We start from the raw sequence: 25304 nt of genomic DNA on the forward strand, positions 1-25304 counted from the left end.
CCTCTCATTCCCCGCCGCGGAGGATGGAGTTGCCCTCGTGGAGGGCGCCGGGAGTGGGGAGGTCGAGTGGGAGGCGTCCGCTGAGGCCGTAGAAGGCGACGGGGTTGCGCCACAGGACCTGGTCGACGTCGTCGTCGCTGAATCCTGCGGCGAGCATGGCGTCGCCGACCTTGCGGGTCTTGAGGGGGTCGCTCTTGCCCCAGTCGGCGGCGGAGTTCACAAGGACGCGCTCTGTCCCGTACGCCTTGAGGATGGCGACCATGCGGTCCTCGTCCATCTTGGTGTCGGGGTAGATGGAGAAGCCCAGCCAGGCGCCGCTGTCAGTGGCCTCCTTTACGGTGGTTTCGTTGAGGTGGTCGAGCAGGACCCGCTCCGGGGGGAGGTGGGATTCGCGGACGACGTCGAGGGTGCGGCGCAGGCCGGCGAGCTTGTCGCGGTGCGGGGTGTGGACGAGGGCGGGCAGGCCGTGGTCGGCGGCGAGCTGGAGCTGGGCGGCGAGGGCGGTGTCCTCGGCGGGGGTCATGGAGTCGTAGCCGATCTCGCCGACGGCGACGACGGAGTCCTTGACGAGATAGCGGGGCAGGGCGTCGAGGACGGGGGCGCAACGGGGGTCGTTGGCCTCCTTGGGGTTGAGGGCGATGGTGCAGTGGTGGGCGATGCCGTACTGGGCGGCGCGGAAGGGCTCCCAGCCGAGCAGCGCGTCGAAGTAGTCGAAGAAGCTGGCGGGCGAGGTGCGGGGCTGGCCGAGCCAGAAGGAGGGTTCGACGAGGGCGCGGACCCCGGCGTCGTACATCGCCTGGTAGTCGTCCGTGGTGCGGGAGGTCATATGGATGTGCGGGTCGAAGATGCGCATCAGGACTCCTCCGGGGGGACGGCAAGGGCGAGGACGCGGTGGAGGTCGGCGGGGACGGGCCGGCCGGCGGCGGTGCGCTCGGCGGCGTAGTCGGCGAGCATGCGGGCGAGTTCGGCGTCGGCGTGGGCGCGCCGGGGCAGGTCGGCGACGGCGTCGATCGGGACCGCCGTGAAGAGGCACTTGAGGACGGCGTGGCGCCAGGGATGGGGGGCGAGGTGGGCGGCGGCGTACGGGCCGACGGCGGCGGCGACCAGCCGGGTGTCGTTGGTGCGCAGAGCGTCCTCGACCAGGGGCAGGGCCTGCGGGCCCGGTACGAGTGAGGGGAGGGCGAGCAGGACGGCGCGGCGCTCGGCGGCGGTGCCGTGGTGGTACAGGCGGGTGAGGGTGTCCACGTCCGCGCGGGCCTCATGGAGGAGGAGGGTGCGCACGGCGTCGGCGTGTTCCTGGCCGCAGTGGCGGCCGGCGGAGGCGAACCGCAGCGCCCAGGAGGGTGGCGCGGCGCAGGGGGTGGTGCCGTGGGTGGCCGTGGCGGCGTGGGCGGCCTCGGCGAGGGCCTCGTCCAGCCAGGCGCGGGCGGCGCCGCCGAGCCGGTCGTCCAGTTCCTTGCGGGTCGGCGTCACGGTGCCGTCGCTCCCTTCGGGCGGATGGTGCGGATCGCGCGGAGGAACTCGATGGAGGAGCGGGCGAGTTCGGGGCCCGCGTGGGAGTGGCGGGGCAGTTCGACGACGGTCAGGCCCTGGTAGCCGGTGGCGGCGAGGGCTTCCAGGACGGGCGGGAAGTCGATCTCGCCATCGCCGAACGGCAGGTGTTCATGGACGCCGCGCCGCATGTCCTCGATCTGGACGTGGCGCAGCCAGGGCGCGGCGGCACGCACGCAGTCGGCCGGGGGGTCGGGTTCCAGGCACTGGCAGTGGCCGATGTCGAGGGTGAGGCCGAGGAGGTGCGGATCGGGGCCGCCGAGGGTGCGGCGGAGGTGGTGGAAGTCTTCGAGGGTGGCGAGGAGGTGACCGGGTTCGGGTTCGATGGCAAGGGGGACACGGGCGGTCGCCGCGGCGTCCAGGACGGGGGTGAGTGACTCTGCCAGCCGCTTCCACGCGGTGTCGGTACTGGTGGCTTCGGGGGTGATGCCGCTGAAGCAGTGCACGGCGTGGGCGCCGAGGTCCTCGGCGACCTGTACGGCGCGGACGAGCAGCCGGGCGCGGGCGGCCCGCGCGCCGGGGTCCGGATCGAGGAGGGAGGGCCCGTGTTTGCGGCGTGGGTCGAGTACGTAGCGGGCGCCGGTCTCGACGGTGACGCCGAGGCCGAGCTCGCCCAGGCGGCGGGCGACCTGACGGGTGCGGGCGGCGAGGTCCGGGGCGAGGGGGTCCAGGTGCATGTGGTCGAGCGTCAGGCCGACGCCGTCGTACCCGAGGTCGGCGAGCAGGGCGAGGGCGTCATCGAGACGGAGGTCGGTGAGGCCGTTGGTGCCGTAGCCCAGGCGGAGACGCGCGGTGGTGGCCGGAACGCTCATGTGGGGCTCACCTTCCGCGCGAGCGTCCGGGCGAGCGGGACGAGACCCATGAGGGCGAGCCCGGTACCGAGGGCTCCGCCGCGGGCGGCGAGGGCGGCCTGAAGCGGGATCATGGCGCGGATTCCGCCGCCGACCGCACGCTGGGTGAGGGGTGGTGAGGGATTGAGGGCGGCGTGAAGGAGGGGAACGGCGGCGGTGCGCAGGTAGGTCGCGGCGGCGAGCCCGGCGGCAACGCTGCCCGCGTCCGGGCCCCCGGCAGCGAGGCCCCACCCGACTGTCCCGGCACGGCGGGTCGCCCCGGCGCGGTCGGTGGCCCGGGTGTGCCCAGCTGTCCCGGGGCGCCTGACTGTCCCGGCGCGGTCGGCAGCCCCGGCGCGTGCGGCAGCCCCGGCTCGGTCCACCGGCCCCGCTCCCCCGGCGACCCGAGCACGCCGGGTTGCTCCCGAGCGGCCGGCCGCCCCGGCGCGGTCGGCAGCCCCGGCGCGTGCGGCAGCCCCGGCTCGGTCCACCGGCCGGGCTCCCCCGGCGACCCGAGCACGCCAGGTTGCTCCCGAGCGGCCGGTCGCCCCGGCGCGGCGGGTTGCCCCGGCGCGGTCGGTGGGCGGGGCTTCGCGGGCTGGGCGGGGGTGGGCGGCGAGGGCGGCGAGGAGGGTGGTGGTGGCGAGGGCGGCCAGGGGGGCGGTGGTGGAGCCGCCGTGTGCTTCGTGGCGGGATACGGCGGTGACCGCGTAGGTGTGCGCGCCGAGCAGGACGGCGGAGGGCAGGGCGGGCAGTGCACCGTGGGCGGTGGGAGTGGTGCGGCCGGGGCGGGTGGCCGGGGCCGGCGGAAGGGGCGCGATGGGCACGGTGGCCGTTGCCGTGGCGCCGAGGAGCAGGTCCAGGGCGCGGGCCGTGGCCATGGCGGCGGGCGCCGCCGCGGTGTGCTTCAGGCGGAGGTCGTACGCCCAGACCGTGGCGGCCAGTGCGCCGGCGACCGCCAGGGGGGCGCGGCCCGCACGGGCGGCGAGGGCGAGGCCCGTGGCCGTCAGGGCGGCCGACGCGGCGAGGGCGGCGGCCGGTGTGACGCGGCCGGAGGGGATGGGGCGGTGCGGGCGGTCGATGGCGTCCTCGTGGCGGTCGGCCCAGTCGTTGAGGGCCATGCCCGCCTCGTACAGGCACAGTGAGGAGCCGATGGCGAGGGCGGTGCGCCGGTTGGCGACCAGTCCGGTGGCGGCCGCGCCCACGAGCGCGTCGCCCGGCACCGTGAACAGGGCGGAGACGCGCAGGAGTTCCGCCCAGGCGCGCCGGCGGCCGGCAGGCCGGGTCACCGGGCGTCCCGGAGGCGGGCGGCGAAGGCGAGGAGCGCGGCGTACTGGTCCGGGAGCGCCGCCGGGCCGCCGCCGTCCGGGTCCTTGAAGTAGAAGCCGAGTTCGGGCAACGGGCCGGACAGCCCGGCCTCGTGGGCGCGCGCCACCAGGCGGGCCAGGTCCAGGACCAGCGGCGCGGCGAGCGCCGAGTCGCAGCCCTGCCAGATGGTCTGGAGCACCATCCGGGAGCCGAGGAAACCGTCGAAGGCGATGTGGTCCCAGGCGGTCTTCCAGTCACCGAGCGCGGGGACGTCGTCGATGTGCACCTCGCCCTCAGGGGTGTGGCCCAGCACATCCGCCAGCACCCGTTCCTTGCCGGCGTTCTTCGCGGCCGCCGCGGCCGGGTCGGCCAGCGCCGCCCCGTCCCCGCCGCCCAGCAGGTTGGTGCCCGACCAGGCCCGTACGGACAGGGCACGCTGGACGAACATGGGGGCGAGCACGGAGCGCAGCAGCGTCTGGCCGGTCTTGCCGTCCCGGCCCGCGTGGGGAAGCGCGCACTTCCCGGCGGCGTCCGCGAGGGCGGCGGTGCGCAGCCCGGTGGAGGGGGTGAAGTTCACGTAGGGGCAGCCGGCCCGGAGCGCGGCGGCGGCGTAGAGGGAGCTCGGCGGGAGGCGCGGATCGTCCGCGCGGGGAGCGGGTTCGGTGGTGGCGACGTTGATCACGACCGTGCGGGCCAGCTGGTTGCGCTCGGTGAATCGCCTGATGTCCGCCGCGAAGGAGGTGATGAGCTCCTCATCGGTGCGCGTGTCGCCGGGGAGCGGGCCGCCGGGGCGGATCTCCGCGTCCGCCGCGGTGAGTTCGCCGCGTACCGCCGGGGCGAGGCCGTGCGGCAGGACGCCCGCCGCCGTGAGTTCCTCCGCGCGCTTGGGCAGCGGGCACGCCGCCGTGTCGTGGCCGCCGAAGACGAGCGAGGGCAAGGCGGGAAGCCCGCACGGGGCGAACGGCGGCGTTTCGGTGATCATGCCCGTCGGCGGGTGCAGCCCGGCGGCCACCGCCGCGCACCCCGCGACAGCGGTGGTGGCGACGGAGCCCCGGGCTCCGATGAACCAGACCCCGACACGACGATCAGCGAACATGGCCAGCCTCCCTGGGTGTGGTGCGGTGGAGACGGCGGGCGGGGGGTACGGCGCCTCCCCGCCCGCCGCCGGCTTTTCGGGCGCGGCCCTACGCGGTCGAGGGCAGCTCCTTGAGCTGGATGTTGCGGAAGGAGACCTGGTCCTCGGCGCCGTGGTTCTGGAGGCCGATGTAGCCGTCCTTCAGGCTGCGGACCGGGTCGGTGTTGGTGAAGTCGTTGATCTTCACTCCGTTGAGGAAGACCTGGAGCCGCTCCCCCTGGACCTTGATCTCGTAGGTGTTCCACTGACCGGGCGGCCGCAGCACCTGGTCGCGGGCCTTGATGTTCGCCGACGTGAAGCCGTACACGGCTCCGGTCGTGCGGTCGGGGGCGTCGGTCGCGTCGATCTGCACCTCGTAGCCGTTGTTCACGGCCGACCAGGGGTCGTCGGAGGCGGGAAACCCGACGAAGACACCGGAGTTGTCGTCGCCCGCCATCTTCCAGTCCAGCTTCAGCGAGTACGAGCCCAGCTCCTTGGCCTGGTACCAGAGCATTCCCATGCCGCCCTCGGTGCGCAGCTCTCCGTCCACGACGGTGAACCTCCCCGGTCCGGCCTGCTTCCAGCCCTCCAGGGTGTGGCCGTTGAAGAGGGGCCGGTAGCCGGTCCGTGGCGTGCAGTCGGCCTTCACCTGCCCGGTGGCGTAGCGCAGGCCGCCCAGCAGGTGCCGGCGGAAGGCGGGCTCGCCGTAGGACGCGGCGGTGTGGCCGCCTCCGGTGTAGAAGGCGCGCCCGCCCTCGTACGACTGGCACCAGGCGATCGGGTGGTCACCCTTCATGGTGCCGCCCTGATAGGTGGTTTCGTCGAGGGTGGCGAGGATACGGGCCTGGCCGCGCGGGTTGGTGCGGTAGTTGTACCACTCGTCGGTGCGTTCCCAGCCGGCCGCCGGAAGATGCGCGGTGGCCGGGTGATCGTGGTCCTCGGCCCGCACCGTGGCGGGCTGGATGTGCGGGTGCGAGGCGAAGTACGCGCCGACGAGTCCGCCGTAGAACTCCCAGTCGTACTCGGTGTCCGCGGCCGCGTGCACCCCGACGTACCCGCCGCCCGTGGCGACATAGTTCTCGAAGGCCTGCTGCTGGTCGGTGTTGAGCACATCACCCGTTGTCGACAGGAAGACGACGGCGTCGTACCGGGCGAGGTTCTGGGTGGTGAACTGCGCGGCGGTCTCCGTCGCGTCGACGGTGATGTCGCTGCCCGCGCCCAGTTCCTTCAGCGCCGCGATACCGGCCGGGATGGAGTCGTGCCGGAAGCCGGCGGTCTTGGAGAAGACCAGCACCCGCTTGGCGGTCCGGTCGACGGGCGTGTGGGACAGGGTGAAGTCGTCCACGTCGTACAGGGCGCCCGCCCCGCCCTTGAAGACCAGGAACAGTTCCGTGGTCTTCCTCGGCGCGGCCCGCAGCGGGACGTCGATGTCCTGGAAGGTCTCCCAGCCGCCCGTCACCGGTACCGGGGCGGAGCCCAGCAACGTGCCGGTCGCCGATCCGGCCCGTACCTCCAGGAAGCCGCCCGTGCCGCCGGACGAGACGCGGGCGGTCAGCTTGGTGGAGCCGGCCAGCAGGTACGGCTTGAAGGAGATCCAGTCGCCGTCGTGGATGTCGCCGACGGTCTTGCCGCCGTGCGCGGCGGCCTTGTCGTAGGTACGGATGCCTGAGGAGGCGGTGAAGTGCTCGGCCTGCCGGTGCCGGGGCTGGAGCTGCGCCTGGTCGTGGCTGGTCAGCGCGGCCTGGCCGCCGCCTCCGCCGTCCGTGTACTCGGCGTCGAACACCCCGAAGATGTTGGCGTTCGGGTCGTGCCCGCCGTCCGCCGACGTCTTGATGGTGCCGGAGCAGCCGTTGGCGGACGTGACCGGGTGGCCGTGGCTGTCATGGCCGAGGATGTATGTGACCTTCACCTTGGCGCAGTCGATCGTGCCGTCCTCGGGGTCGGTGACCCTGACCTTGAAGGGGATCTCGTCGCCGAAGTCGAACAGTGCGCCCTCCTTCGGCAGGTCGAGTGTGACCGTGGGCGCGGTGTTGCCGACGACCACATGGACGCTGGCGGATCCGGTCCGTCCGGTCGGGTCCTTCGCGGTGACGGTCGCGGTGTAGGTGCCGTTCTTCCGGTAGGTGTACGTGGGGTTCGCGGCCGTCGACGTACCGACGCCGTCGCCGAAGTCCCAGCTGTACGTCAGGGCGTCACCATCGGCGTCCGTCGTGCCCGCCGAGGAGAAGGCGACCCGCAGCGGCGCCTGCCCGGAGGTCTTGTTCGCGGAGGCCTCGGCGACCGGCGAGCGGCCCCCGGTGGCGTTCTCGATCCGGTACAGGCCCGAGTTCTCGTCGCCCCCGAACCAGGCGGTGCCGTAGTCGAGGACGTACAGCGCCCCGTCGGGACCGAAGGCCATGTCCATCACCTGGGTGCCGGCCCACGGAACCGGGTTGATGGACCGGACGGCGCCGGTGCCTTCGGCGTCGTGCTCGATGCGCTTGATCCAGCGGCGTCCGAACTCGCCCGCGAAGAAGTCCCCGTCGTAGGCCTCGGGGAACTTCACCGGAGAGGTGGAAGCGGCGTCGTAGCGGTACACCGGCCCGCCCATCGGCGACTCCGAGCCGGAGCCGAACTCGGGCAGCGAGCCGCCGTCGTAGGGGATCCACGCGGGCTCGGCCGGCGGCAGGTCGGTCAGGCCGGTGTTGTGCGGCGAGTCGTTCTTCAGCGCCGCGCAGTCGAAGGTGGCGCCGGAGGTCCTGGTGGCGAAGTCGTAGTCGACGTACGGGTCGTTGTCGCCCGTGCAGAACGGCCAGCCGAAGTTGCCCGGCTTGGTCACGCGGGCGAACTCGACCTGTCCGGCCGGGCCGCGCCGGGGGTCGGCGGCGCCCGCGTCGGGGCCGTAGTCGCCGACGTACAGCACACCGGTCTTCTTGTCGACGCTGAACCGGAACGGGTTGCGAAAGCCCATCGCGTAGATCTCGGGCCGCGTCCTGGCGGTGCCCGGCGCGAAGAGGTTGCCGTCCGGAATGGTGTACGAGCCGTCGTCGGCGACCTTGATGCGGAGGATCTTGCCGCGCAGGTCATTGGTGTTGCCGGAGGTGCGGCGGGCGTCGTAGGCGGGGTTGCGGCCCGGCCGGTCGTCGATCGGGGTGTAGCCGTCCGAGGCGAACGGGTTGGAGTCGTCACCCGTCGACAGGTACAGGTTGCCCTGCGCGTCGAAGTCGATGTCACCGCCGACGTGGCAGCAGATGCCGCGCGTCGCCGGGATGTCGATGACCTTCTTCTCGCTGGAGTTGTCCAGGGTGCCGTCGGCCTTCAGTACGAAGCGCGAGAGCCGGTTGACGCCTTCGTACCTGGCGAAGTCGGCGGCGGTGCCGTCGCTGGGCGCGTCGCCGGCCGGGGTGTCGAGCGGGGGCGCGTAGTAGAGGTAGACGGCCCGGTTGCGGGCGAAGTCCGGGTCGAGGGCGACGCCTTGGAGGCCCTCCTCGTCGTGGGAGTAGACCGGGACGCTGCCGATGACCTTGGTGTTGCCGACCGCGTCGGTACGGCGCAGCTCGCCGCGGCGCGAGGTGTGCAGCACGCTGCGGTCGGGCATCACGGCCAGCGACATCGGTTCACCGACCTCCTCGCCGCCCTTGGCGAGGGTGACTTGCTGGAACTGCTCTTCGACGGCGGCGCCGTCGTCGGCGGCCACGACCGGGGGTGCGCCGAGGGTGAACGACGTCACGGCGAGCAGGCCGCCGGTGAGGAGCGCGAGTGCGCGTCGCGCTCCCATCCGATGCCCGTTCCGATGTCCGTTCCGATCTGTGCTGCGATCTGTGTTCCGATCTGTGCTGCGATTTCTGTGCACGGATGTCCTCCGGAGAAGGCCGGTGGTAAGGGCGGGTGCCTTGAGCGGGCGGCTCCCAGGGGTGCCGCGCCGGGATGTCCGGGGACCGGCGTGCGCCGTCACGCTGGTCGGGTCCACAGCCTGAGTGGTGTCCTGAAGTCCTGAAGCCGGTGTCCCGAAGTCGGTGTCCTGTACACCTCAGGGACGTACACGGGAGGGACGTTAGCCGGGTTGGTCCTGGCCCGAAAGCCCTTGTGCACGACTCGGGTTGAACTTTTTCCCGGCGCTGGACAAAGCGGGGGGCGGGCAGGCCGGACCGTCCGGTGGCGGCGACCGCCACCGGCCCGGTGCCTCCCCCGGTGTCCTAGGGAGTGTCGTCAAAGTAGCGTCGTCCGCCCGAAGGGCGGGGCCGGCGGCGTCTGGTGCGTGCAGATGCAAGGCGGAGGAAGGAGCCACTGCGGTGGGGGCACCTCCCGTGCCCGAAGGGCTACGGGGGACAGTGGCGACTGACGACAACGCAGCTGGGGGTACCCCCAGGCGAAGCTCTGGGGGAGCGCGTGCCAGGCGTCGCCGGTCAGACGGGACTTTGACGACACGACCTAGTCCGCGCCGCCGAAGGCCGCGTCGAAGGATGCCGCCGGCGGGTCGAAGTCGTACCGCTTCAGCGTGGCGAGCGCTTCCGGAGCGCCGGTCAGCCGGTCCATCCCGGCGTCCTCCCACTCCACCGACACCGGCCCGTCGTACCCGATGGACCGCAGCATCCGGAACACGTCCTCCCACGGCACGTCCCCGTGCCCGGCCGACACGAAGTCCCAGCCGCGCCGCGGGTCGCCCCACGGCAGGTGGGAGCCGAGCCGGCCGTTGCGGCCGTCCAGCCGCCGCCGGGCCTCCTTGCAGTCCACGTGGTAGATCCGGTCGCGGAAGTCGTACAGGAAACCGACCGGGTCCAGGTCCTGCCACACGAAGTGGCTCGGGTCGAAGTTGAGCCCGAAGGCCGGGCGCCGGTCCACCGCCTCCAGCGCCCGCTGCGTGGTCCAGTAGTCGTAGGCGATCTCACTGGGGTGCACCTCATGGGCGAACCGCACACCCTCGGCGTCGAACACGTCCAGGATCGGGTTCCACCGCTCGGCGAAGTCCTCGTAACCGCGCTCGATCATCCGCTCCGGCACCGGCGGGAACATCGCCACCAGGTGCCAGATGGACGACCCGGTGAACCCGACGACGGTCCGTACGCCGAAAGCCGCGGCCGCCCGCGCGGTGTCCGCGAGCTCGCGCGCCGCCCGCTGCCGTACGCCCTCGGGGTCACCGTCGCCCCAGATCCGCCCCGGCACGATCGCCCGGTGGCGCTCGTCGATCGGATGGTCGCAGACGGCTTGGCCGACCAGGTGGTTGGAGATGGCCCAGCACTTCAGCCCGTACTTGTCGAGCAGCGCCCGCCGCCCGTCCAGGTACGAGGGGTCGGCCAGCGCCTTGTCGACCTCGAAGTGGTCGCCCCAGCAGGCGAGTTCCAGCCCGTCGTAGCCGAAGTCGCGGGCCAGCCGGCAGACCTCCTCCAGCGGCAGATCGGCCCACTGGCCGGTGAAGAGGGTGAAGGGACGTGGCACGGCGAACCTCCTACAGCGATACGGGGGTGTAGACGGCGTTCTTCTCGGCGCTCTCCTCCACGGCCGCCAGCACGCGCTGCACCTGGAGGCCGTCCGCGAACGACGGTGCGGGCTCGGTGCCCGACGCGATGGCGTGCACCAGGTCACGGGCCTGGTGGGCGAAGGTGTGCTCGTAGCCGAGGGCATGGCCCGGGGGCCACCACGCCTCCAGGTAGGGGTGACCCGGCTCGGTGACCAGGATGCGGCGGAAGCCGGCCGACTCGGCGGGGTCGTCCCCGTCATAGAAGGAGAGTTCGTTCAGCCGTTCCAGGTCGAAGGCGAGCGACCCCCGCTCACCGTTGATCTCCAGGCGCAGCGCGTTCTTGCGGCCCGCCGCCATCCGGGTCGCCTCCAGCGACACGAGCGCCCCCGACGCCAGCCGCCCCGTGAACAGCGCCGCGTCGTCCACCGTCACCGCCCCGCGCTCGGCGCCCCCCGGCGCCGAGAGCCCGGCGGACGCGCCCGCGAGCAGCGGCCGCTCCCGTACGAAGGTCTCGGTGAGCGCCGACACGCCCACCAGCCGCTCCCCCGCCAGGTACTGCGCGAGGTCCACGGCGTGCGCCCCGAGGTCGCCCAGCGCCCCGGACCCGGCGTGCTTGCGCTCCAGCCGCCAGGTCAGCGGGAAGTCGGGGTCGACCAGCCAGTCCTGAAGGTAGGTCACCCGTACGTGGCGCAGCGCGCCCAGCCGCCCGTCGGCGATGAGCCCGCGCGCGTACGTCATGGCGGGCACCCGCCGGTAGTTGAAGCCGACCATGGCGGCCTGGCCGCGCCCGCGCGCCCGCTCGGCCGCCGCGACCATGGCCTCGGCCTCGGTGACGGTGTTGGCGAGGGGCTTCTCGCACAGCACGTGCTTGCCCGCCTCCAGGGCGGCGACGGCGATCTCCGCATGGCTGTCACCCGGGGTGCAGATGTCCACGACGTCCACGTCGTCGCGCGCGACGAGGTCCCGCCAGTCGGTTTCGGCGGCGGCCCAGCCGTGTCTGTCGGCGGCGGCCCGCACGGCGGCCGCGTCCCGGCCGCAGACCGCCGCGAGCCGCGGCCGCAGCGGCAGGTCGAAGACCCGGCCCACGGAGCGCCAGCCCTGTGAGTGGGCGGCGCCCATGAAGGCGTATCCGACCATGCCGATGCCGATTGTCCGTTCGTGCTGCGCCATACGGGGTCCTCCTCGTCGGTTGCTCGGTGGGGGCGGGCAGAGCCGGGTCAGCTGAAGCCCGTGGGCAGGTAGTCGTCGACGTTCTCCTTGGTCACCACGGCCGAGTACAGGGTGATCGACGCCGGGATCTCCAGTTCCGACATTCCGCTGACGCCCTTCTTCTGGCCCAGTGCGCGGGCCAGGTCGATGGCGGAGGCGGCCATGGTCGGCGGGTAGAGCACGGTCGCCTTGAGGACGCTGTTGCCGGCCTTGATGGCGTCCATCGCCGACTTCGCGCCCGCTCCGCCGACCATCAGGAAGTCGTCGCGGCCCGCCTGCTGGATGGCGCGCAGCGCGCCGACGCCCTGGTCGTCGTCGTGGTTCCACAGCGCGTCGAACTGCTGCTGCGCCTGGAGGAGCTGGGCCATCTTGGCCTGGCCGGACTCGACGGTGAACTCGGCGGCCTGCCGCGCCACCTTTCTGATGTTGGGGTAGTTCTTCAGCGCGTCGTCGAAGCCCTGGGTGCGCTGCTTGGTGAGTTCCAGGTTGTCCATGCCGGCCAGCTCGACGACCTTGGCGTTCGGCTTGTCCTTGAGCTGTTCGCCGATGTAGCGGCCGGCGTTGAGGCCCATGCCGTAGTTGTCGCCGCCGATCCAGCAGCGGTACGCCTGCGGGGAGGCGAAGACCCGGTCGAGGTTGATCACCGGGATGCCGGCCTTCATGGCCTGGAGGCCGACCTGGGTCAGGGCCTTGCCGTCGGCCGGCAGGATGACCAGGACGTCGACCTTCTTGTTGATCAGGGTCTGGATCTGGCCGATCTGGGCGGCGGTGTCGTTGGAGCCCTCGGTGATCTCCAGCGTCACCTCCGCGTACTTCGCCGCCCGTGCCTTGGCGTTCTCGTTGATCGCGTTGAGCCAGCCGTGGTCGGCCTGCGGCCCGGCGAAGCCGATGGTCACGGGGGTACCGGGCTTGTCGGCGGCGGCCGGGACGTTGTCGGTGGCGGGGGCGGAGTTCTTGGGCTCGTTGCTGGTGCAGGCGGTCAGCAGCGCGCCGGCGGAGACGGCGGCGGTACCGAACAGCAGTCCTCTGCGGCTGGTTGGGGGCATGGCGGTGGGACCCTTCCGGTCGGGGGGATGGGCGGACGGGCTGGGCTGGAGTGTCAGGCTTCGGCGGCGCCGCGCGCGGTGCGGCGCTGGACCAGGACGGCGGCGACGATGATCGCGCCCTTGGCGATCTGCTGGACGTCGCTCTGGAGGTTGTTGAGGGCGAAGATGTTGGTGATCGTGGTGAAGACGAGGACGCCGAGCACGGAGCCCACGATGGTGCCGCGCCCGCCGCTCAGCAGCGTGCCGCCGATGATCGCGGCGGCGATCGCGTCGAGTTCGTAGAGGTTGCCGTTGGTGTTCTGGCCGGAGCCCGCCAGGACGATCAGCAGGAAGGCCGCGATGCCGCAGCACAGCCCGGACAGGAGGTAGAGGTAGAGGCGCTGGCGGCGTACGTCGATGCCGGCGAGCCGGGCCGCCTCCGCGTTGCCGCCGACCGCGACGGTGCGCCGGCCGAAGGTGGTCCGGTTCAGCAGCAGCCAGCCGATGACGGTGACGGCGGCGAAGACGAGCACCAGCGGGGGTATGCCGAGGATGTACGCGTCCGGGACGCCGAGGTCGAGGACCGACTGCACGGTGACGATCTGGGTTTTGCCGTCGGTGATCTGGAGGGCCAGGCCGCGCGCCGAGGCGAGCATGGCGAGGGTGGCGATGAACGGCACCATCCCCCCGTACGCGATGAGCAGCCCGTTCACCAGTCCGCAGCCCAGGCCCACCACCACCGCCGTGAACAGGATGCCGGCGAAGCCGTACTCCTGGGTGGCGACGGTGGTCGCCCACACGGACGCCAGCGCGACGATGGCGCCGACCGACAGGTCGATGCCGCCGCTGGTGATGACGAAGGTCATGCCGACGGTGACGACACCGATGACGGAGGCCTGGGTGAGGACCAGTTGGAGGTTGGAGGTGTCGAGGAACTGGTCGGGCCTGGTGATGCCGCCGACCGCGATCAGTACGGCGAGCACACCGAGCAGGGAGAGGTTGCGGACGTCGGCCCGCAGCCCCAGGGGCGGCCGGCCGGCGGCTTCGCCGACGGGTGGTTCGGCGGTCGTGACCGGAGCGGGCTGCGTCATGGCGTCGGGCTCCCTTCCATCACAAGGTCGAGTACGCGGTGTTCGTCGAGCTCCCGGGCGGGCGCCGTGTGCACCACGTGCCCCTCCCGGAGCACCAGCACCCGGTCGGCCAGGCCCAGCACTTCGGGGACCTCGCTGGAGACGAGCAGGACGGCGAGCCCGTCGTCGGCGAGCCGCCGGATCACGGCGTACAGCTCGGCGCGGGCGCCGACGTCCACACCCCGGGTCGGTTCGTCGAGGAGCAGGACGCGGCAGCCCCGCAGCAGCCAGCGGGCGAGCACGGCCTTCTGCTGGTTGCCGCCGGAGAGGGTGCGGATACGGGCGTCCGGGTTGTCGGGCCGCAGGGACAGCTCACGGGTGGCCGTGCGGGCGGCGGCGCGTTCGGCGGTGCGGTCGAGCCAGCCGCCGCGCGAGAAGCGGGACAGGGACGACACCGAGACGTTGCGGGTGACGGATTCCAGCAGCAGCAGGCCCTGGGCCTTGCGTTCCTCGGGGGCGAGGCCGAGTCCGGCGCGTACGGCGGCGCGGACGCTGCCGGGTCGCAGCGGACGGCCGTCGACGAGGACCCGCCCGGCGGTCGGCCTGCGCGCCCCGTAGATGGTCTCCAGGATCTCCGAGCGCCCCGAGCCGACGAGTCCCGCCAGGCCGACGATCTCGCCGGGCCGCAGTTTCAGGTCGACCGGCGCGAACTCGCCCTGCCGCGTGAGGCCTTCCACTCTCAGTACGGGCGGTCGGGTGGGGGCGGCGGGCACCGAGGGCCGTTCGGGGAAGACGTACTCGACGTTCCGGCCCGTCATCATGGCGACGATGTCGCGTGTCGGGGTGTCCTTGGCCGGCAGCCCGCCGGCGACGGCCCGCCCGTCCTTGAGGACCGTCACCCGGTCGCCGATGCGCCGGATCTCCTCCAGGCGGTGGGAGATGTGGACGACGGCGACGCCGTCCGCGGTCAGGTCGGTGACGATCCGGAAGAGGTTGGCGGTCTCGTCGGGGTCCAGCGCGGCGGACGGCTCGTCCATCACGATGAGGCGTACGTCGTGGGAGAGCGCGCGGGCCATGGAGACGATCTGCCGCTGGGCGGCGGGCAGCTCGCCGACCGCCCGGGCCGGGTCGATCTCGGGGTGGCCCAGGCGGCGCAGCAGGGCGGCGGTGGCGGTGCGCGCGCTTGTGCGGCGTACGACGAATCCGGCGGTGGTGGGCTCGTGGCCGAGGAAGACGTTCTCGGCCACCGACAGCCCTGCCACCAGGTCGAGTTCCTGGTAGATGGTGGCGATGCCCAGCCGCATGGCGGCGACGGGCGACGTGAGGGTGACCTGTTCGCCGCGCCAGGTGATGGTGCCGTCGTCGGGCTGGTGGGCGCCGGCGAGGACCTTGATGAGCGTGGACTTCCCGGCGCCGTTCTGGCCGAGGAGGCAGTGCACTTCGCCGGCCCGTACCTCCAGGTCGACGCCGTCGAGGGCGCGTACGCCGGGGAACGACTTGGTGATGCCGGACATGGTGAGGAGCGGTGGTTCCGGTGTTGCCATGACGAATCCCCTCGGCGGGTGCGGCCGGTGAGCGGGCAGGGCGAGGTACCAGGGTGTGCGGTGTACGGAAGGGGTGGTGCGGTCCCGTGCCTGGGGGTCAGGCCGGGGAGAACAGGTGGTCGCTGATGAGCCGGGCGGCGCCGATGACCCCGGCGATCGCCCCCAACTCCCCGAGCACGATGGGCAGGTTGCCGGTCGCCAGGGGCAGCGACGTGCGGTAGACCTGGGTGCGGACGCTGGCGAGCAGGTTGTGCCCGAGGCCGGTCACCCCGCCGCCGATCACCACCAGGCCCGGGTTGAAGAAGCTGACGAGTCCCGCGATGACCTGGCCGACGTGGTTGCCGCCCGCCCGGATGAGGTCGAGCGAGGTGGCGTCCCCGGCCGCCGCGCCGGCGGCGACGTCGGCCGCGGTGAGCCTCCCGGCCGCCTCCAGGCGCCGGGCCAGTTCCTCGGACCGTCCGGCGCGGGCCGCGTCCGCGGCGTCCCGGGCGAGCGCGGCGCCGCTGAAGTGGGCCTCCAGGCAGCCGTGGTTGCCGCAGGCGCAGGGGCGGCCTTCGGGTACGACCTGGATGTGGCCGATGTCGCCGGCGCTGCCGGTCGTACCGCGGTAGACCTCGCCGCCGACGACGATGCCGCAGCCTATGCCCGTACCGATCTTGACGCAGAGGAAGTCGCGCGCGGAGCGGGCGACGCCCGCGTGCTGCTCCCCCATGGCCATCAGGTTCACGTCGTTGTCGACCATGACGGGGCAGCCCAGTTCCTGGCTGAGCGCCTCGCGGACCGGGAAGCCGTCCCAGCCGGGCATGATCGGCGGGGCGACGGGCACGCCCTCGGGGAAGCGGACCGGCCCCGGTACGCCGATCCCGGCGCCGTCGAAGCCTTCCGCCAGGCCCGAGGCCCTGAGCTTGGCCGCCATGGTGAGCACCTGCTCGAAGACGGCGACCGGGCCCTCGCGTACGTCCATGGGGTGGTTGAGGTGTCCCAGGACCTCCAGTTCGGCGTTGGTGACGGCCACGTCGATCGAGGTGGCGCCGATGTCGATGCCCAGGAAGCGGAGTTGGGGCGCGAGGCGGATGTTGTGCGAGCGCCGTCCGCCGCGCGAGGCGGCGAGCCCGTCCGCCACCACCAGGCCGGTCTCCAGCAGCCGGTCGACCTCGACGGCCAGCTTGGAGCGGGACAGGTCGACCTGATCGCCCAGTTGCGCGCGGGAGTTGGGGCCGCCGTCGCGCAACAGCCGCAGCAGCCGCGCCTGGTGCGCGTTGGCGGGTCGAGCCGTCATACGTCTCACGCGCCCCTCCCCGCCGTCGTGTCCGGCCTTGGCGTCCTGCTGTCGAGGGGGAACGTAGCAGCGCTTTCCCACAGGGGGAAGAAGTTGCGCGGCAATCCGTGCCAACTTTCTCCACAGCCAGGACAAAGCCCGGCGCGTCAGGGGACGCGGACGACCTGCCCGGCGTACGAGAGGTTGCCTCCGAAGCCGAAGAGCAGGGCGGGCGCGCCCGACGCGACCTCGCCGCGCTCGACCAGCTTGCTGAGCGCCAGGGGGATCGAGGCGGCGGAGGTGTTGCCCGACTCGGTCACATCGCGCGCGATCACCGCGTTGACCGCGCCGATCTTCCGGGCGACCGGCTCGATGATGCGCAGGTTGGCCTGGTGGAGCACGACCGCGGCCAGCTCCTCGGGCGCGACGCCCGCCCGCTCGCACACCGTGCGGGCGATGGGCGGCAGCTGGGTGGTGGCCCACCGGTAGACCGCCTGGCCCTCCTGGGCGAAGCGCGGCGGGGTGCCCTCGATGCGGACGGCGTGGCCCATCTCGGGGACCGAACCCCACAGGACGGGCCCGATGCCCGCGTCGGGCGCGGCCTCGACGACCGCCGCGCCCGCGCCGTCGCCGACCAGGACGCAGGTGGTCCGGTCGGTCCAGTCGGTGACCTCGGTCATCTTGTCGGCGCCGATCACCAGCGCCCGGGCCGCCGAGCCGGCTCGTACGGCGTGGTCGGCGGTGGCCAGCGCGTGGGTGAAGCCCGCGCAGACGACGTTGAGGTCCATGGTGGCGGGTGACCCCATGCCGAGCCGGGCGGCGACGCGTGCGGCGGTGTTCGGGGAGCGGTCGATCGCCGTGGAGGTGGCGACCAGCACCAGGTCGATGTCGGCCGGGGTCAGCCCGGCGGAGGCGAGCGCCTTGGCGCCCGCGTGGGCGGCCATCTCGTCGACCGGCTCGTCGGGGCCGGCGACATGGCGGGTCTTGATGCCCACCCGGGTGGTGATCCACTCGTCGCTGGTGTCGACCAGGGCGGCCACGTCGTCATTGGTGAGCACCTTGGCGGGCTGGTAGTGCCCGAGCGCGGCGATACGAGTGCCCGTCATGCTCGGGACCCCCTTGGTGTCGGTTCGTGTGCAGGAGCCCTCCAGTCTCGCCAGCGACTGATGAGTAACCGGTCAGGTGAACCAACAGGAATCACGCCCGCCTCTTGGAGAGTCCGCAACATCACCGGTGGCCGGCGGACCGTGCGTGAAATGCCACGGGGGACGCCACGGCGCGTGTCCGCGACCGTGTGCAGGACAATGGGACGCCAGCGACACCCACCTGAAGAACCGGGACTGATCAGCCATGGGACGGGTCACCGAGCGCCGCCGCGTCATCCGCATCCGGGACGGGGCCGCCTCCGCCCGTCCCGACACGCTCGTCGCCGAGGAGCCGATGGAGATCCGGCTGAACGGCCGCCCGCTCGCCATCACCATGCGTACGCCGGGCGACGACTTCGCGCTCGCCGCGGGCTTCCTGGTCAGCGAAGGGGTCCTGGGCGCGGCGGCGGACGTACGGAACATCGTGTACTGCGCCGGGGCCAAGGACGACGGCACCAATACGTACAACGTGGTGGACGTGCGGCTGGCGCCCGGGGTCCCGGTGCCGGACATCACGCTGGAGCGCAACGTCTACACGACGTCGTCGTGCGGGCTGTGCGGCAAGGCGAGCCTGGACGCCGTGCGCACCACCGCCCGCTTCCCGATCGCCGACGCTCCCCCGCTGCGGATCGAGCCCGGGCTGCTCGCGCGGCTGCCCGACCGGCTGCGGGCGGCGCAGCGGGTGTTCGACCGGACGGGCGGCCTGCACGCGGCGGCGCTGTTCTCGGAGACCGGCGAACTGCTGGACGTACGGGAGGACGTGGGCCGTCACAACGCGGTGGACAAGCTGGTCGGCCGCGCGCTGCGCGAGGATCGGCTGCCGCTGGACCGGACGGTGCTGCTGGTGTCGGGCCGGGCGTCGTTCGAGCTGGCCCAGAAGGCGGTGATGGCGGGCATCCCGGTGCTGGCGGCGGTGTCCGCGCCGTCGTCGCTCGCCGTGGACCTGGCCGCCGAGACGGGTCTGACGCTGGTCGGTTTCCTGCGCGGCGAGAACATGAACGTGTACGCGGGTGAGCACCGTATCGCCCTGGCGGCGGGGGCCTGGCAGGGCGCCCCTACCTCCGGGGCGGGTCGACCATCTGGAGCGTGAGCGTGTCCGGGGGCTCGGCGATGCCGGGGCCGCCCGCGTCGACCCACGCGAGGATGTCGTCCAGGCAGTCGTCGTCCAGCGCCCAGCCGATCCAGGCGGCGCGGGCGCCGCGCCTGCGGCCCTCGGTGGAGGGCTGGACGACCACGATGTTGGCCTGGCCGCACGGGCCGAGGCAGTCGCTGGTGCGGACGGCGAGCCGCCCGCCGGAGGCAGCCGCGGCCGCACGGAGGCGGGCCAGCTGACCGGCGTGGTCGGTGCCGGGGTGCTTGCGGGCGTCGCCGCAGCAGCAGCCGCGGCAGACGACGAGCGAGCAGGGGCGGCTGGCGCCGGGGCGTATCCAGGTACGGGTCACGGGGCGGCGTCCGGGGTGGGGCGGGCGTGGGCGGCGGGAGCGGGCATGGCGTCACGTTACCGGCCGGGATGATCTTCACTTCGAGGGCCCCCGCGCAGGAAGCCGGGTCAGCGGCGGTCAGCGGCGGGCGGGCTGCGGCGTGGACGAGGGGACCGATCGGCGGGCGCGGGGTCGGCGGGCTCCAGTGCTCCGCTTGCTCGGTACGGGCCGAACGGCTGTCCATCGTCCACGCGACCGGGTCGACGGGGAAACCCGCGTCCCGGCCGGCCCTCCCCCGCCGCTTCTCGTGAGCGCGGCGTACAGATTCGGTGGAGATTTCGGCGCCCGCTCCTTACTCGCGCGTCAGGAACGTGGACGGCCACCTGCCCCGGGGCGGCGACCTTGCCTCTGACCTGTGGCGATGCCGTGTGAGCCAGGGTGCCGGGCGGGGTGGCCGAAGGGCCTGCCGCCCGACTTCCGGGTGGGGTACCGTCACCCCCCGCGGTGCGATCGCCACCCCTCAAGGAGCAGGCCATTGCGCGAATTCAGTGTCCCCCCCATGGCGGCGGCTCCCCTGGTCGGCGGACTGGCCGACTCCGTGTTCGAGCACGCCGCGGACGATCCGCACCGGGTGGCGTTCGGCCGCAAGGACGCGGCAGGCCGGTGGGCCGATGTCACGGCCGCGGAGTTCCGGGACGAGGTGCTGGCCCTGGCCAAGGGGCTCATCGCGCACGGCGTACGGTTCGGGGACCGGGTCGCCATCATGGCGCGTACCCGCTACGAGTGGACCCTCTTCGACTTCGCCCTGTGGACGGTCGGCGCCCAGTCCGTGCCCGTCTACCCCACCTCCTCCGCCGAGCAGGTCCACTGGATGCTGCACGACGCCGGGGTGACCGCGTGCGTGCTGGAGCACGAGGACCACGCCATGACCATCGGCTCGGTGGTCGACCGGCTGCCCCGGCTGAAGCGGCTGTGGCAGCTGGACGCCGGCGCGGTCGCCGAGCTGGTGGAGGCGGGCACGCACATCGACGAGGAAGTCGTGCAGCGCCACCGGCGGGCGGTGACGCCCGAGTCGATCGCCACGGTGATCTACACCTCGGGCACGACGGGCCGTCCCAAGGGCTGCGTACTGACCCACGGGAACTTCATGTTCGAGGCGGACACCCTGGTGAGCCGCTGGCAGACGGTGTTCCGCTCCAAGCCCGGGGACGAGGCGTCGACGCTGCTGTTCCTGCCGCTCGCGCATGTCTTCGGGCGGATGGTGGAGGTCGCGGCGGTCCGCAGACGCGTGAAGCTCGGGCACCAGCCGGTGCTCGCGGCGAGCACGCTGCTGCCGGACCTGGCGGCGTTCCGGCCGACGTTCGTGCTGGCCGTCCCGTACATCTTCGAGAAGGTCTACCAGGCGGCACGGCGCAAGGCGGAGGCGGAGGGCAGGGCGGGCGCCTTCGACCGGGCCGTCGAGGTGGCGGTGCGGTACGCGGAGGCGCTGGAGACCAAGGCGTTCGGGCTGGGGCCCGGCCCGTCGGCGGGGCTGCGGGTGCGGCACCAGTTCTTCGACAAGGTCGTGTACGGCAAGGTGCGCGACGCGCTGGGCGGGCGGGTACGGCACGCCATGTCGGGCGGGTCGGGGATGGCCCGGCGGCTCGGGCTGTTCTTCGAGGGCGCGGGCGTGACCGTGTACGAGGGGTACGGCCTGACCGAGTCGGCGTCCGCGGCCACGGCCAACCCGCCGGAGCGGACGAAGTACGGCACGGTCGGCCCGCCGATCCCCGGGACGACCGTGCACATCGCGGATGACGGCGAGGTGTGGCTGCGCGGCCCGCACATCTTCGCCGGGTACCTGGGCGACCCGGTGGCGACCGCCGCCGTCCTCAAGGACGGCTGGCTGGCGACCGGTGACCTGGGCGCGCTGGACGAGGACGGCTATCTGACGATCACGGGGCGGAAGAAGGAGATCCTGGTGACGTCAGGCGGCAAGAGCGTGTCGCCGGGCGGCCTGGAGGAACGGGTACGGGCGCATCCGCTGGTGGCGCAGTGCGTCGTGGTCGGCAACGACCGGCCGTACATCGCGGCGCTGGTGACCCTCGACCTGGAGGCCGTGGACCACTGGCTGGCCCTGCAGAACCGGCCGCCGCTGCCGCCCGCCGAACTGGTGCGGGACCCGTCGCTGGAGACGGAGATCCGGCGGGCCGTGGTGGCCGCGAACACACTGGTGTCGCAGGCCGAGTCGATCCGCACCTTCCGCATCCTCGCGCACCCGTTCACCGAGGAGCACGGGCTGCTGACGCCGTCGCTGAAGCTCAAGCGGAAGGCCATCGAGGCGGCGTACGCGGCGGAGGTCGACGCGCTGTACCGGTGACCGCCCGCCGCGCCGCCGCAGTGCCCGCTAGCCGATCGTGACCTTGAGAATCCGGTCGGAGCCGGCCGGCTGCCCGCCGTTGCCGTCCGCGTTGGTCGTGGTGACCCACAGCTGAGGGGCACCCGGCACTTTGGTGACGGTGCGGAGCCTGCCGTACGTACCGACGTAGTACGCCGTCGCGGTGCCGACGTTCTCGTTGTCGGCGGAGATGGGGATGCGCCACAGCCGTTCGCCGCGCAGGGAGGCCATGTAGACGGCGCCGTCCGCGACGGCGATGCCGCTCGGGGAGGCTTCGGCGACACTCCAGGTCTTCTTGGGGTTGGTCATGCCGGCCACGGTGCAGGTGCCTTCGCAGGCCGGCCAGCCGTAGTTGGCGCCGGGCTTGATGAGGTTGAGCTCGTCGCGTGAGCTCTGGCCGAGTTCGGCCTCCCACAGCCGCCCCTGCGGATCGAAGGCGAGGCCCTGCGGGTTGCGGTGGCCGAGGCTGTAGACCAGCGTGCCGAAGGGGTTGCCCGGGGCGGGCCTGCCGTCCTTGGTCATGCGGAGGATCTTGCCGTTGAGGGAGGCGCGGTCCTGGGCGAGCGCGGTGTTCTGGGCGTCGCCGGTCGACGCGTACAGGAAGCCGTCCGGGCCGAAGGCGAGCCGGCCGCCGTTGTGGTAGCGGGCCTTCCTGATGCCCTGCACGAGGGAGGTGTAGCCGGAGAGGCGGGTGCCGTCGAAGGTCATACGGGCGATGCGGTTGCCCTCGGAGGAGGTGTGCATGACGTACACGCGCTTGCTGGTGGCCCAGTCGGGGTCGACGGCGATGCCCATCAGGCCGCCTTCGCCGCCGGTGGTCTGGGAGTGGGGCACGCTGCCGACCTGGGTGCGGGCGCCGGACGGGGTGACCTTGTAGACCGTGAAGGTGTCGCGTTCGGTGACCAGTGCGGCCGAGCCGTCGGGCAGCCAGTGGGTGCCCCAGGGGATGGTCCAGCCGGTGGAGAGGGTGGCCACGCCGGTGGGCTCGCTCGCGAGCGGCGTCGCGGACGAGGGCTGTACCAGTCCGGTGAGCAGCGCGGCGGTGCCGAGGGCGGCCGCGAGAACGGTCCTGCGTGTGGGGGTCATCGGGGTCCTTCCGTGCGGTAGGAGTAGCCGGGCCGGGGATCCGGGCGTGCCGCGTCCACGAGGGCGGTGACGAGCCCGTGGTCGGGGGACTTGGGGCAGACGGGGTCGGTGCGGGTGGCGTCGCCGGTCAGTGCGTACGCCTGGCAGCGGCAGCCGCCGAAGTCGGTGGCGCGCAGGGCGCAGCCGCGGCACGGCTCGCGCATCCATTCCTCGCCCCGGTAGGCGTTGAAGGCCGGCGACTCGCGCCAGATCCACTCCAGGGCGTGGTCCTTGACGTTGGGCGCGCCGAGCCCCGGCAGGGCGGCGGCGGCCGGGCAGGGCAGCACCGTGCCGTCCGGTGCGACGGTCATCGACACGGCGCCCCAGCCGCCCATGCAGGGCTTGGGGGTGCCGTCCACGTAATCGGGCACCACCCAGACGAGATCCAGGCGCCCGGCCAGGCGTTCGCGCCACCGCTCCACGGCGGCGTGCGCGCGGGCGACCTGGGCCCGGTCGGGCAGGAGGGCGTCGCGGTTGCGCAGCGCCCAGCCGTAGAACTGGGTGTTGGCCAGTTCGACCCGCTCGGCGCCCCACGCGAGGGCGAGTTCGACGAGGGCGTCGAGGGCGTCGAGGTTGGCCCGGTGCAGGACGACGTTGAGGCCCAGGGGCAGCCGCGCCTCGCGTACGAGGCGGGCGGCGCGCTCCTTGGCGGTGAACGACCGGGCGCCCGCGATCCGTTCGGAGGCGGCCGCGTCCGCGTGCTGTACGGACAGCTGGACACTGCGCAGCCCGGCCGCCACCAGGCCGCGCAGCCTTCCGGCGCTCAGGCCGACGCCGCTGGTGACGAGCTGGGTGTGGATGGCGGCCCCGTCGGCGGCGGCCACGATCGCGTCGAGGTCACGGCGCAGCAGCGGCTCGCCGCCCGACAGATGCGTCTGGACGACGCCGAGGGCGGCGGCCTGCCGGAAGACGTCCGCCCACTGCCCGGCCGTCAGCTCCGCCGACCTCGCCGTCAGTTCCAGCGGATTGGAGCAGTAGGGGCAGCGCAGCGGGCAGCCGTGCGTCAGTTCGGCCAGCAGAGCCCATGGAGGCGCTGTCATGTGAGCCAGCCCTCCGCCCGCAGCCGTCCGAGGAAGGCCGGCACCTCCTCCGCGACCGGCGCACCCGGGTGGAGCGCCGCCAGTTCGGCCACGATGGCGTCGACGTCCCGCTCGCCGTCGCAGAGCCGGACGACGGACCCGGCGCTGCCGTGCAGCACGACGACGCGTTCGGGCAGCAGAAGCAGGTCGGCGTCGCGCACCGGATCGTGACGGAGCATCACGGACCGGCGCAGTGCCGGCCGCCACGGACCGCCGCCGCTCATGGCCGGCCTCCCGCCTCGATGGCGTCGAGCAGCGACCACAGCACATCGCACTTGAAGGCGAGCGCCGCCACGGCCCGCTCCTGCTCCTCGCGGGTGCGGGCCCAGTCGAGGACCAGGCCGAGCGCTTCGGTGCTGTCACGGCCGCCCTGTCCGATGCGGCCCTGGAAGTACGCCAGTCCGTCCGCCTCGATCCAGGAGTAGTGGGTTTCGAACGCCTGGATGCGGGTGCGCATGATGGTGGGCGCGGACAGTTCGGTGAGGGAGGCGGCGACGGCTTCCAGGCGGGGCCGCAGCCGGCAGAAGTTGACGTAGCCGTCGACGGCCAGCCGTACGCCGGGCAGCACCTCCTCGCCCCCTTCGAGCCGGGCGCGGTCGATCCCGGCGGCCTCCCCGAGCCGTAGCCAGCGCTCGATGCCTCCCCCGCCGTCCTTTTCGCCGTCGTGGTCCTGGATGCGCCGCAGCCAGGCCCGGCGCAGCGCGGGTGTGTCGAGCTTGGCGAGGATCAGGGCGTCCTTGACGGGGATGTGGCGCTGGTAGTGGAAGCGGTTGAGGATCCAGCGGCGTACCTCGTCGGGGCTGAGGGCGCCTTGGTGCATGCGTACGTTGAAGGGGTGGCGGTCGTGGTAGCGGTCGGTGGCGACGGCGCGCAGCCGTGCCGCGAACTCCTCCCGGCTCCAGGGGTTCACAGTTCGATCACCATCCGGTCGGCGGCGACACCGAGGCCCTGGCCGGCGAGCACGGCGTGCTGGGGGGCGTCGGGGTCGGTGAGGGGGTTGGTGTTGTTGAGGTGGGTGTAGAGGCAGCGGGCGCGCAGAGCGGCGAGCCGGCCGGCGGTGCCGTGGGGTCCGGTGATGGGCAGGTGTCCCATACCGGTGGCGGTCTTGGCGGAGATCCCGGTGCGTACGGGCTCGTCGTCGTCCCAGAAGGTGCCGTCGACGATGACGCGGTCGGCGTCCTCGACGGCGTACTGGAACTCCTCGGTCCAGGCGGCGAGCGCGGGCGCGTAGACGAGGGTGCGGCCGGTGGCCGTCTCGCGCAGCCGGAGGGCGACGACCCAGGCGGGGTCGTCCTCACCCGTTCCGGCGGCGTAGCGGGGCCGTTTGGCCGAAACGGGTACCGCCTGGATCTCGACGGTTCCGCCGGCGGTGAGCGGCTGGGGTTTGCCGCCGAGTTCGCGCCAGGTGACGCGGGTGTACGGGCCGAGGGTGTCGCCGAGGCGGATCAGGCCGAGGAGCGCGGTACGTACGGGCGGGGTGGCGAGGATCTCGAAGCCGTCGGCCTCGCGGAGGCGGGCGATGCCGAGGGTGTGGTCGAGTTCGGCGTCGGTGAGGACGACCCCCGCCAGGGGCGTGTCCCGGGGGCCGGGCCCGGGCCACAACTCGCGGCAGCCCTCGATCTGTTCGCCGAGGTCGGGAGTGGCGTTGACGAGGTACCAGGAGCCCTCGTCGGCGCGGAGGGCGAGCGAGGCGTGACGGCGGCGCCGTTCGGGGTGGGCGCGTGCCCCGGCACAGCCGGGGCACGCGCAGTTCCACTGGGGCAGTCCGCCGCCCGCCGCGGTGCCGAGCACCTGCAGCAGCATGGCGGCGG

General features: G+C 72.9%; 21 protein-coding genes. 2 read left to right on the plus strand and 19 right to left on the minus strand.

Translation table 11 applies throughout. The features are described from left to right. Positions 1-4: 4 nt before the first annotated feature. The 13 genes from QWM81_RS07330 to QWM81_RS07390 form a co-directional block, all read right to left on the minus strand. Positions 5-853, minus strand: a complete 849-nt coding sequence (locus QWM81_RS07330; RefSeq protein WP_290110815.1) for a TatD family hydrolase — start codon at positions 851-853, stop codon at positions 5-7. Beyond that, positions 853-1473 (minus strand): EboA domain-containing protein, encoded by a 621-nt coding sequence (locus QWM81_RS07335; protein WP_290110816.1) that lies wholly within the window; start codon positions 1471-1473, stop codon positions 853-855. The genes QWM81_RS07330 and QWM81_RS07335 overlap by 1 nt, the downstream gene beginning before the upstream one ends. Further along, positions 1470-2363: a sugar phosphate isomerase/epimerase family protein gene (locus QWM81_RS07340; RefSeq protein WP_290110817.1), complete on the minus strand. Its 894-nt coding sequence runs from the start codon at positions 2361-2363 to the stop codon at positions 1470-1472. The genes QWM81_RS07335 and QWM81_RS07340 overlap by 4 nt, the downstream gene beginning before the upstream one ends. Then, on the minus strand, positions 2360-3670 hold the full coding sequence (locus QWM81_RS07345; protein WP_290110818.1) for an SCO3242 family prenyltransferase: 1311 nt from the start codon (positions 3668-3670) through the stop codon (positions 2360-2362). The genes QWM81_RS07340 and QWM81_RS07345 overlap by 4 nt, the downstream gene beginning before the upstream one ends. Beyond that, complete coding sequence (locus QWM81_RS07350) at positions 3667-4785, minus strand: inositol-3-phosphate synthase (RefSeq protein WP_290110819.1); 1119 nt, start codon at positions 4783-4785, stop codon at positions 3667-3669. Before QWM81_RS07350 ends, QWM81_RS07345 begins: the two co-directional genes overlap by 4 nt. Positions 4786-4873: 88 nt before the next feature. After that, positions 4874-8560, minus strand: a complete 3687-nt coding sequence (locus tag QWM81_RS07355; protein WP_290110820.1) for a ThuA domain-containing protein — start codon at positions 8558-8560, stop codon at positions 4874-4876. 653 nt (positions 8561-9213) lie between these two features. Further along, a complete protein-coding gene (locus QWM81_RS07360) occupies positions 9214-10218 on the minus strand; it encodes a sugar phosphate isomerase/epimerase family protein (RefSeq protein ID WP_290110822.1) in 1005 nt (334 codons plus the stop codon). Between the two features lie 10 nt (positions 10219-10228). Further along, positions 10229-11410 carry a Gfo/Idh/MocA family protein gene (locus QWM81_RS07365; RefSeq protein WP_290110824.1) on the minus strand — a complete coding sequence of 394 codons (1182 nt, stop codon included), beginning with the start codon at positions 11408-11410 and terminating at the stop codon, positions 10229-10231. A 47-nt stretch (positions 11411-11457) separates the two neighbouring features. Continuing rightward, positions 11458-12495: a substrate-binding domain-containing protein gene (locus tag QWM81_RS07370; protein ID WP_290110825.1), complete on the minus strand. Its 1038-nt coding sequence runs from the start codon at positions 12493-12495 to the stop codon at positions 11458-11460. Between the two features lie 53 nt (positions 12496-12548). After that, positions 12549-13565: an ABC transporter permease gene (locus tag QWM81_RS07375; RefSeq protein ID WP_290110826.1), complete on the minus strand. Its 1017-nt coding sequence runs from the start codon at positions 13563-13565 to the stop codon at positions 12549-12551. Further along, entirely contained in the window at positions 13562-15088 is a 1527-nt protein-coding gene (locus QWM81_RS07380) for a sugar ABC transporter ATP-binding protein (protein WP_290110827.1), read from the minus strand. The genes QWM81_RS07375 and QWM81_RS07380 overlap by 4 nt, the downstream gene beginning before the upstream one ends. A gap of 97 nt (positions 15089-15185) precedes the next feature. Continuing rightward, entirely contained in the window at positions 15186-16367 is a 1182-nt protein-coding gene (locus tag QWM81_RS07385) for an ROK family transcriptional regulator (RefSeq protein ID WP_290110828.1), read from the minus strand. 146 nt (positions 16368-16513) lie between these two features. Then, positions 16514-17452 carry a beta-ketoacyl-ACP synthase III gene (locus QWM81_RS07390; protein WP_290110829.1) on the minus strand — a complete coding sequence of 313 codons (939 nt, stop codon included), beginning with the start codon at positions 17450-17452 and terminating at the stop codon, positions 16514-16516. Between the two features lie 244 nt (positions 17453-17696). Between QWM81_RS07390 and fdhD the strand changes: the two genes are divergently transcribed. Next, the gene (gene fdhD / locus QWM81_RS07395) at positions 17697-18581 is read left to right on the plus strand and encodes a formate dehydrogenase accessory sulfurtransferase FdhD (RefSeq protein ID WP_290110830.1); all 885 of its coding nucleotides are present in this window, start codon (positions 17697-17699) and stop codon (positions 18579-18581) included. Here fdhD and QWM81_RS07400 read toward each other — a convergent pair. Further along, positions 18547-18933 carry a (2Fe-2S) ferredoxin domain-containing protein gene (locus QWM81_RS07400; RefSeq protein ID WP_290110831.1) on the minus strand — a complete coding sequence of 129 codons (387 nt, stop codon included), beginning with the start codon at positions 18931-18933 and terminating at the stop codon, positions 18547-18549. The genes fdhD and QWM81_RS07400 overlap by 35 nt on opposite strands. A 538-nt stretch (positions 18934-19471) precedes the next feature. Between QWM81_RS07400 and QWM81_RS07405 the strand changes: the two genes are divergently transcribed. Further along, complete coding sequence (locus QWM81_RS07405) at positions 19472-21271, plus strand: AMP-dependent synthetase/ligase (RefSeq protein WP_290110832.1); 1800 nt, start codon at positions 19472-19474, stop codon at positions 21269-21271. 27 nt (positions 21272-21298) lie between these two features. On the opposite strand, the gene QWM81_RS07410 is transcribed toward QWM81_RS07405, so the two are convergent. Genes QWM81_RS07410 through pqqB form a run of 5 tightly spaced genes read right to left on the minus strand, consistent with a single transcriptional unit; the run spans position 21299 to position 25296 of the window. Beyond that, positions 21299-22375 (minus strand): PQQ-dependent sugar dehydrogenase, encoded by a 1077-nt coding sequence (locus tag QWM81_RS07410; protein ID WP_290110833.1) that lies wholly within the window; start codon positions 22373-22375, stop codon positions 21299-21301. Further along, the gene (pqqE, locus tag QWM81_RS07415; protein WP_290110835.1) at positions 22372-23454 is read right to left on the minus strand and encodes a pyrroloquinoline quinone biosynthesis protein PqqE; all 1083 of its coding nucleotides are present in this window, start codon (positions 23452-23454) and stop codon (positions 22372-22374) included. Before pqqE ends, QWM81_RS07410 begins: the two co-directional genes overlap by 4 nt. Then, on the minus strand, positions 23451-23717 hold the full coding sequence (pqqD, locus tag QWM81_RS07420) for a pyrroloquinoline quinone biosynthesis peptide chaperone PqqD (RefSeq protein WP_290110836.1): 267 nt from the start codon (positions 23715-23717) through the stop codon (positions 23451-23453). The genes pqqE and pqqD overlap by 4 nt, the downstream gene beginning before the upstream one ends. Next, positions 23714-24403 (minus strand): pyrroloquinoline-quinone synthase PqqC, encoded by a 690-nt coding sequence (gene pqqC, locus QWM81_RS07425; RefSeq protein ID WP_290110837.1) that lies wholly within the window; start codon positions 24401-24403, stop codon positions 23714-23716. Before pqqC ends, pqqD begins: the two co-directional genes overlap by 4 nt. Continuing rightward, positions 24400-25296, minus strand: a complete 897-nt coding sequence (pqqB, locus tag QWM81_RS07430; protein WP_290110838.1) for a pyrroloquinoline quinone biosynthesis protein PqqB — start codon at positions 25294-25296, stop codon at positions 24400-24402. Before pqqB ends, pqqC begins: the two co-directional genes overlap by 4 nt. Positions 25297-25304: the final 8 nt, after the last annotated feature.

Source organism: Streptomyces ficellus (genome assembly GCF_030406405.1).
Taxonomy (GTDB): Bacteria; Actinomycetota; Actinomycetes; order Streptomycetales; family Streptomycetaceae; genus Streptomyces; species Streptomyces ficellus_B.